7 protein-coding genes and 1 pseudogene are annotated in these 6,723 nt (G+C 73.3%); 4 read left to right on the top strand and 4 right to left on the bottom strand.

Going from position 1 to position 6,723, the window contains the following annotated elements; genetic code table 11:
- Positions 1 to 98: 98 nt before the first annotated feature.
- Complete coding sequence (locus tag AB0J40_RS28600; RefSeq protein ID WP_364458482.1) at positions 99 to 1,055, top strand: alpha/beta hydrolase; 957 nt, start codon at positions 99 to 101, stop codon at positions 1,053 to 1,055.
- 37 nt (positions 1,056 to 1,092) lie between these two features.
- On the top strand, positions 1,093 to 1,932 hold the full coding sequence (locus AB0J40_RS28605; protein WP_364458485.1) for a DUF1932 domain-containing protein: 840 nt from the start codon (positions 1,093 to 1,095) through the stop codon (positions 1,930 to 1,932).
- Here AB0J40_RS28605 and AB0J40_RS28610 read toward each other — a convergent pair.
- Positions 1,916 to 2,953: an NADPH:quinone reductase gene (locus tag AB0J40_RS28610; protein WP_364458488.1), complete on the bottom strand. Its 1,038-nt coding sequence runs from the start codon at positions 2,951 to 2,953 to the stop codon at positions 1,916 to 1,918. The two genes, AB0J40_RS28605 and AB0J40_RS28610, sit on opposite strands and share 17 nt — an antisense overlap.
- A 349-nt stretch (positions 2,954 to 3,302) precedes the next feature.
- Here AB0J40_RS28610 and AB0J40_RS28615 point away from each other — a divergent pair, with 349 nt between their 5' ends.
- Positions 3,303 to 3,482 (top strand): hypothetical protein, encoded by a 180-nt coding sequence (locus AB0J40_RS28615; RefSeq protein ID WP_364458491.1) that lies wholly within the window; start codon positions 3,303 to 3,305, stop codon positions 3,480 to 3,482.
- Positions 3,483 to 3,522: 40 nt separating this feature from the next.
- Positions 3,523 to 3,693 (top strand): hypothetical protein, encoded by a 171-nt coding sequence (locus tag AB0J40_RS28620; protein ID WP_364458494.1) that lies wholly within the window; start codon positions 3,523 to 3,525, stop codon positions 3,691 to 3,693.
- A 16-nt stretch (positions 3,694 to 3,709) separates the two neighbouring features.
- On the opposite strand, the gene glgC is transcribed toward AB0J40_RS28620, so the two are convergent.
- From glgC to AB0J40_RS28635, 3 genes and pseudogenes are all read right to left on the bottom strand, one after another.
- Complete coding sequence (gene glgC, locus AB0J40_RS28625; protein WP_364458497.1) at positions 3,710 to 4,927, bottom strand: glucose-1-phosphate adenylyltransferase; 1,218 nt, start codon at positions 4,925 to 4,927, stop codon at positions 3,710 to 3,712.
- Positions 4,924 to 6,078, bottom strand: coding sequence for a glycogen synthase (glgA, locus tag AB0J40_RS28630; RefSeq protein ID WP_364458500.1), 1,155 nt, complete (start codon positions 6,076 to 6,078; stop codon positions 4,924 to 4,926). Before glgA ends, glgC begins: the two co-directional genes overlap by 4 nt.
- A 93-nt stretch (positions 6,079 to 6,171) precedes the next feature.
- Positions 6,172 to 6,723 (bottom strand): annotated as a pseudogene (locus tag AB0J40_RS28635) (glycosyltransferase family 2 protein); the annotation flags it as partial.

Consider the following 6,723-nt stretch of genomic DNA (forward strand, 5'->3'; position numbering starts at 1 on the left):
ACGATAGGCGCGCCCGCCGCCGGATGGCGAGGTCCGCACCCGCAACGCCCGCCGCGTGGCGGTGGCCCGGACCGCGCCCGGCGGCCGAAGATCGGGTCATGACCTACGCGATCGATCCCGAGCTGCTGCCCTGGCTGGACATGCTGCCGGGCGTGACCCTGACCGACTACGACTCCCTCGTCGCCGCGCGTTCCTCGATGGGGGAGCTGGGCACCGTCCTGCCGGCCTACGAGCCGGTGAACCCCGTCGACGTCCGCGACACGACCGTGCCCGGCCCGTCGGACGCGCCGGAGGTCCCGGTGCGCGTCTACTCCCCGGCGGACCGCACCGGCGAGGTCCCCGGCCTGCTCTACATCCACGGCGGCGGGTTCGTCCTCGGCGACCTCGACATGTTCCACGCGTCGCTGCTCCGGCTGGTCGACGAGCTGGGCATCGTGATCGTGTCGGTCGACTACCGGCTCGCGCCCGAGCACCCGTTCCCGGCGCCGGTCGAGGACTGCTACGCGGCGCTGCAGTGGGTCGAGGCCAAGGCGGCGGAGCTGGGCGTCGACCCGGCCCGGCTCGGGGTGGGCGGCGAAAGCGCGGGCGGCGGCCTGTCGGCGGCGGTGGCGCTGCTGGCGCGCGACCGCGGCGGCCCGGCGCTGCGCTTCCAGTACCTCGGCATCCCGGAGCTGGACGACCGCCTCGGCACCCCGTCGATGCGGGCCTACACCGACACGCCGTTGTGGAACCGGCCGAACGCGGTGTTCAGCTGGACCAGCTACCTCGGCGCGGAACCGGGCGGCGACGGCGTTTCGCCGTACGCGGCCCCGGCTCGCGCCGCGGACCTCGCCGGGCTGCCGCCCGCGTTCGTCACGACGTGCCAGTTCGACCCGTTGCGGGACGAGGGGATCGAGTACGCGCGCCGCCTCGCGCACGCGGGCGTCGCGACCGAGCTGCGGCACTACCCGGGGACGTTCCACGGGTCCGGCATGGTGGAGACGGCGGCGATCTCGCGCCGGATGTTCGCCGACGAGGTCGACGCCCTGCGCCGCGGCCTGCGCGTGACCGGCTGACTGCGCGATCATGGAGGCTCCCGTGAAAGGAGCCGCCGTGCCGTCGGTCGGACTGCTGCACCCCGGCGCGATGGGCGCCGCCGTCGGAGCCGTGCTCACCCGCGCCGGGACCCCGGTTTCCTGGGTCCCGGCCGGACGCGGCCCCGCGACCCGCCGCCGCGCCGAAGCCGCCGGGCTGACGGAGGTGCCCGACATCGCCGCGCTGGCCGGGTGCGACGTCGTGCTGAGCGTCTGCCCGCCCGCCGCCGCGCTCGACGTCGCCCGCGCGGTCGCCGCCACCGGGTTCGCCGGTGTCTACCTCGACGCGAACGCCATCAGCCCGGGACACGCCGAGGAGGTCGCGGCGCTGTTCGGCGGGACGGCGACGGTCGCCGACGGCGGGATCGTCGGGCCGCCACCGCGGTCGGCCGGGACCACCCGGCTGTACCTGTCGGGGCCCGACGCCGCCGTCACGCGGCTGGCGAGCCTGTTCGAAGGCACACACGTGCGGCCCGTCGTGCTGGCCGGGCCGGTCGGCCGCGCGTCGGCGCTCAAGCTCGCTTTCGCCGCCTACAACAAGCTCACGTTCGCCCTTGCCGCCCAGTCGTACGCGCTCGCCGAACACCACGGCGTCGGCGGCGAGCTGCGAGAGCTCGCCGCCGACGTGCTGCCGGCGACCCCGCTGAGTGCGCCCGACGGGATCGCTTCCGCCGGGCGGCGGGCGTGGCGGTGGGAAGGCGAAATGACCGAGATCGCGCAAGCGTGCGCCGCCGCCGGGCTGTCGCCGGCGTTGCTCGATGCCGTGCGTGAGCTGTTCGCGCGGTGGCGCGAGCACCGCGACGACGACGGTGTCACGCTTGCGGATCTGCTTCAGGCGCTGGTCAGTCCGCCGGGGTGACGTCGATCAGCACCTTGCCGGTCACGCCCTCCTCCGACGCCGTGTGCGCCTTCGCCGTGTCTGCCAAGGGGAAGCGGTGCACCGGCACCCCGCGGTCCTCGCCGAGCCGCAGCGCGCCGTCGGCCAGCGCCGCCGTGACGTCTTCGGCTCCGGCCCGCAGCTTGTCCGCGCCGACCGTGTACAGCACCAGGAACTGGTAACGGGTGTTGAGCCACAGGTTCGCGCCGAAGTCGAGGCTGACCGTCCCGGTGCCGCGGTCGTCGCCGTAGACCGCGACCGTGCCGCGCGGGCGCAGGACCTCGGTGTGCAGCTTCGCGTTGACCCCGGCCGCGACCTCGACGACCAGGTCGACGCCGTCCGGCGCGACCTCGCGGATCCGGGCGGCCAGCTCGGGATCGGGGTAGCGCAGCACGTGCTGCGCGCCGGCCGCGCGGGCGAGGGCGGCCTTCTCGTCGCTGCTGACCGTGGCGATCACCGTGGCACCGGCCCAGCGGCCGAGCTGGATCGTGGCGTTGCCGACCGCGCCCGCGCCGCCGCTGACCAGCACCGTCCGGCCGTCGAGGGCGCCGGGCGCGAGCCGGGTGGGGCCGTCCTCGGCGACCGTCAGCGCCCGGTGCGCGGTCAGGCCGGGGACGCCGAACCCGGCGCCTTCGTCGAAACCGGCGTTGTCCGGCAACGGGACCACCTGCGCGGCCGGGAGGACCGTGTACTCCTGCGCGGTGCCGGCCTCGGGCCCGTGGGTGCCGGCGAGGACCAGCCACACGCGGTCGCCCGGGGACAGGCCGGTGACGTCCGGGCCGACCGCGTCGACGACGCCCGCACCGTCCTGGTTGGGCACGGTGTCCGGCGTTTCGGTCCCGGCCTCGGCGCCGCGGCCGAGCCGGGCCTTCCAGTCGGTGGGGTTGACCGCGGACACGACGATCCGGACGCGGACTTCACCGGGCCCGGGGTCCGCGACGGCCCGCTCCGACAGGGACAGCACCTCGGGTCCGCCGTGGCGGCGGTAGACGACTGCTTTCATGCCCGGTGCAATCCGCGGGGTACCCCGGGTTATTCCCGCGCCCGCCGGAAATGAGCTCACGGTAAATCCGCAGCGTGTGCCACCCCGATTGTTCGCCGCCGGGCGAAATCGGCGAAAAACGAGCGCCGCGCGGGTGATCCCCCGGCCGGGCGATTTTCGGTGCTGCCCGAGCGAACTCGGCCCCCGTCGCAGAAACTGGGCGCGTGGGAGAGGAAAAGCGCAGTCCGGGGGACGAGCGGCCGAAGCGCGACGACGGGGAACCGACGCCGATCTTCGACGCCGTGTTCAGCGCCACGCGCGCGCGGTCCAATACGAACAATCCGCCGGGGGACCCGGAGAAAACGGGGCGGTGAAAAGCGTTCGGGGGAACCGGACGTGGCGCGGCCTGGCGGTGGCGTACGCGGCGGCGTCGGCGGCCCAGGCCTACCTGGCGGCGGCGACGGGCGTGCTGTGGGCGGCGGTGGCGGCCGCGCTGTTCCTGGCGGCGGCGGTCGCGTGCGGTTTCGCGGCGGGCGGTTTCCCCCGCTGACCTGCAGCACTTTGTTGGACCTCCGTGGTGAACATGTAGCATGTCGTCCGCACGGGCGTCGGCGGTCGAGGAGCGGAACGTGGCCAGCGTGGTGAACAGCATGATCGCCGCCGAGTACGCGGCGGGCGCCACGATCTCGGAGCTGGCCGAACGCTGGGGCATCGACCCGCGCCAGGTGGTCGAGCGCCTCTCGGCGGCCGCCGGGTCCTGACGGCCGCCGCGCCGCTTCAGATCGCGCGTTCTCCCTTGCCCAGCACCACGATCCCGCCCTCGCTCACGTGGTAGTGCCCGCGGTCGCGGGCCAGGTCGACGCCGATGTGCGCCCCCGGTGGCACCACGACGTTCTTGTCCAGGATCGCCCGCCGCACCACCGCGCCCCGGCCCACCCGGGCCCCGTCCAGCAGCACCGACCCCTGCACCACCGCGCCGTGCTCCACCAGCACGTCCGGCGACAGCACCGAGTCCACCACCTGCGCGCCCGAGATGATGCAGCCGTTGCTGACGATCGACTGGTTCGCCGAGCCGCCCTCGACGAACTTCGCCGCCGCGCGCTGGCCCGGGTGGGCCAGGATCGGCCACTTGCGGTTGTACAGGTTGAAGATCGGGTGCGTCGAAATGAGGTCGGTGTGCGCGTCGTAGTAGCTGTCGATCGTCCCGACGTCGCGCCAGTAGCCGTGGTCGCGCTCGGTCTCGCCGGGCACCACGTTGCCGTTGAAGTCGTACACCGCCGCTTCGCCCGACTTCACCAGCGCCGGGATGATGTCGCGGCCCATGTCGTGGTGCGACGCCGCGTTCTCCGCGTCCGCGTGCAGCGCCTCCAGCATCACCTTCGTCGTGAAGATGTAGTTGCCCATCGACACGTACGACTCCTCGGGGGAGTCCGGCAGGCCCGGCGGGTCGTCGGGCTTCTCCATGAACGCGTCGATCATCAGCCCGTCGGTGGTCCGGATGACGCCGAACGAGCTCGCCTCCGCCCGCGGCACCCGGATCCCGGCCACCGTCACGCCGGCGCCGGAGGAGATGTGGGCCTCCAGCATCTGCCGGGGGTCCATCCGGTAGATGTTGTCCGCGCCGAACACCGCGATGTACTCGGGGTCCTCGTCGTAGACCAGGTTGAGGCTCTGGTGGATGGCGTCGGCGCTGCCCTGGTACCAGCGCGGGCCCAGCCGCTGCTGCGCCGGCACCGGCGTCACGTACTCGCCGGTCAGCGACGACAGCCGCCACGTCGTGGAGATGTGCCGGTCGAGCGAGTGCGACTTGTACTGCGTCAGCACGCACAGCCGCCGGAAGCCGCCGTGCACCATGTTGGACAGCACGAAGTCGACCAGGCGGTGCACGCCGCCGAAGGGCACGGCCGGTTTCGCGCGGTCGGCGGTCAGCGGCATCAGCCGCTTGCCCTCGCCGCCCGCGAGCACGATGCCCAGCACGTCGGCTCCAAGATTCACGACGACCTCCCGCACGCCTCGTAGAGGGCGACCGTCCGCTCGGCGATCGCCTTCCAGCCGAACTCGCCGACCGCGCGCTCGCGGCCGGCGCTTCCCATGTCGGCCGCCCGGTCCGGGGAACCGACCACCTCGTTCAGCGCGGCGGCCAGGCCCGCCTCGAACCGGTGCGCGTCCTGTTCGTCGTAGTGCACGAGCAGCCCGGTGCGGCCGGCGTCGACGACCTCCGGGATGCCGCCGACGTCGCTGGCCACCACCGGCGTGCCGCAGGCCATCGCCTCCAGGTTCACGATGCCGAGCGGCTCGTAGACCGACGGGCAGGCGAACACCGCGGCGTGGGTCAGCAGCTGCACGACCTCGTTCCGGGGCAGCATCTCCGGGATCCACCGGACCCCGGTGCGGGTCTTCTCCAGGTCGGCGACCAGCCCGCGGAACTCCGCGTCGAGCTCGGGGGTGTCCGCGCCGCCCGCGCACAGCACGAGCTGGGTGCCCGGGTCGAGCTTCGCGGCGGCGCGCACGAGGTGCGGCACGCCCTTCTGGCGGGTGATCCGGCCGACGAACAGCACGTACGGCCGGTCGGGGTCGATGCCGTGCTTCGCCAGCGCGTCGGTGGCGGGGTCGGGACGGTAGAGCGCGGTGTCGATGCCGTTGTGGATCACGTGCACCCGCTCGGGCGGCACCGCCGGGTACGCGGCGAGGACGTCGCGGCGCATGCCGCCGCTGACCGCGACGATCGCGTCCGCGGCTTCGTAGGCCTCGCGCTCGATCCACGACGAGACGCGGTAGCCGCCGCCGAGCTGCTCGGCCTTCCACGGCCGCAGCGGTTCGAGCGAGTGCGCGGTGACGACGTGCGGGATGCCGTGCGTCAGCTTCGCCAGGTGCCCGGCCAGGTTCGCGTACCACGTGTGGCTGTGCGCGAGGTCGTGGCCTTCGAGGGCGTTCGCCATGGACACGGCGATGTCCATGGTCGTGAACGCGGGCTGGCGGTAGCCGTGGGGATCCGTGTGCCCGGTGGCGTCGGGGCGGTCCGCGCCCCAGCAGTGCACGTCGAGGTCGACCAGCGGCCGCAACTCCCGGGCGAGGAACTCCACGTGCACTCCGGCGCCGCCGTAGACCTCCGGCGGGTATTCCCGGGTGAGCAGGCCGACCTTCATGACCGAACCCTATGGCCTTCCCGGCCTGTGGCGCAGTCTGGCGTCCAGGGGAATCTTCGGAGTTTTCCGTCACTGCTCAGATGAGCGCGAAGATCAGAGCCGGTAGAGCCGGGTCCAGTTCTCGCGCGAGGTCAGCTCGGGCATGGCGCGCTGGTACCGCTCCTGCACCGCCGCGCCGTCCTTGCGCAGCCGCTGGATCACCCGGATGCCGCGTTTGGCGAGGCCCAGGGCCTTCGCGCGGTCGTAGGAGCGGACGCGGACGCCGTCCTGGTTCGCGTCGGTCACGAGCACCGTCGCGAACAGCGACGTGTGCCACCAGTGGGCCTCGTCGGCCGGCACGGCGCCCAGACCGAACCGGTGCCGGCCGGTGGTCTGGTCCAGCAGCCGCTTGAGGAGGACGACGAGGCTCCGGCTCGGCGGCGGTGCGCTGTTGATGATGCCGATGTCGTTGGAGGCGATGCCCGGGACGTCGGTGGCCTTGTAGCGTTTGGTCTCGGGGTAGGCGTCGCGGATGCGGCGGATCTCCTGCATCGCCTCGACCCCGCCGTCCCGCAGGACCTCCGGGCCCTTGAGGAAGTCTTCGACGGCCTTGATCAGCGTCGCCGACAGGCCGTACTGCATGCCCAGCAGGTAGCGGACCAGCTG

Origin of the sequence: Amycolatopsis sp. NPDC049691, from assembly GCF_040675005.1 — a bacterium.
GTDB lineage: Bacteria > Actinomycetota > Actinomycetes > Mycobacteriales > Pseudonocardiaceae > Amycolatopsis.

Excerpts from the sequence above, each read along its gene's own strand:
- AB0J40_RS28600 (WP_364458482.1), top strand. The coding sequence starts at position 99 with ATGACCTACGCGATCGATCCCGAGCTGCTGCCCTGGCTGGACATGCTG.
- AB0J40_RS28610 (WP_364458488.1), bottom strand. The coding sequence starts at position 2,953 with ATGAAAGCAGTCGTCTACCGCCGCCACGGCGGACCCGAGGTGCTGTCC.
- glgA (WP_364458500.1), bottom strand. The coding sequence starts at position 6,078 with ATGAAGGTCGGCCTGCTCACCCGGGAATACCCGCCGGAGGTCTACGGC.
- AB0J40_RS28620 (WP_364458494.1), top strand. The coding sequence starts at position 3,523 with ATGTCGTCCGCACGGGCGTCGGCGGTCGAGGAGCGGAACGTGGCCAGC.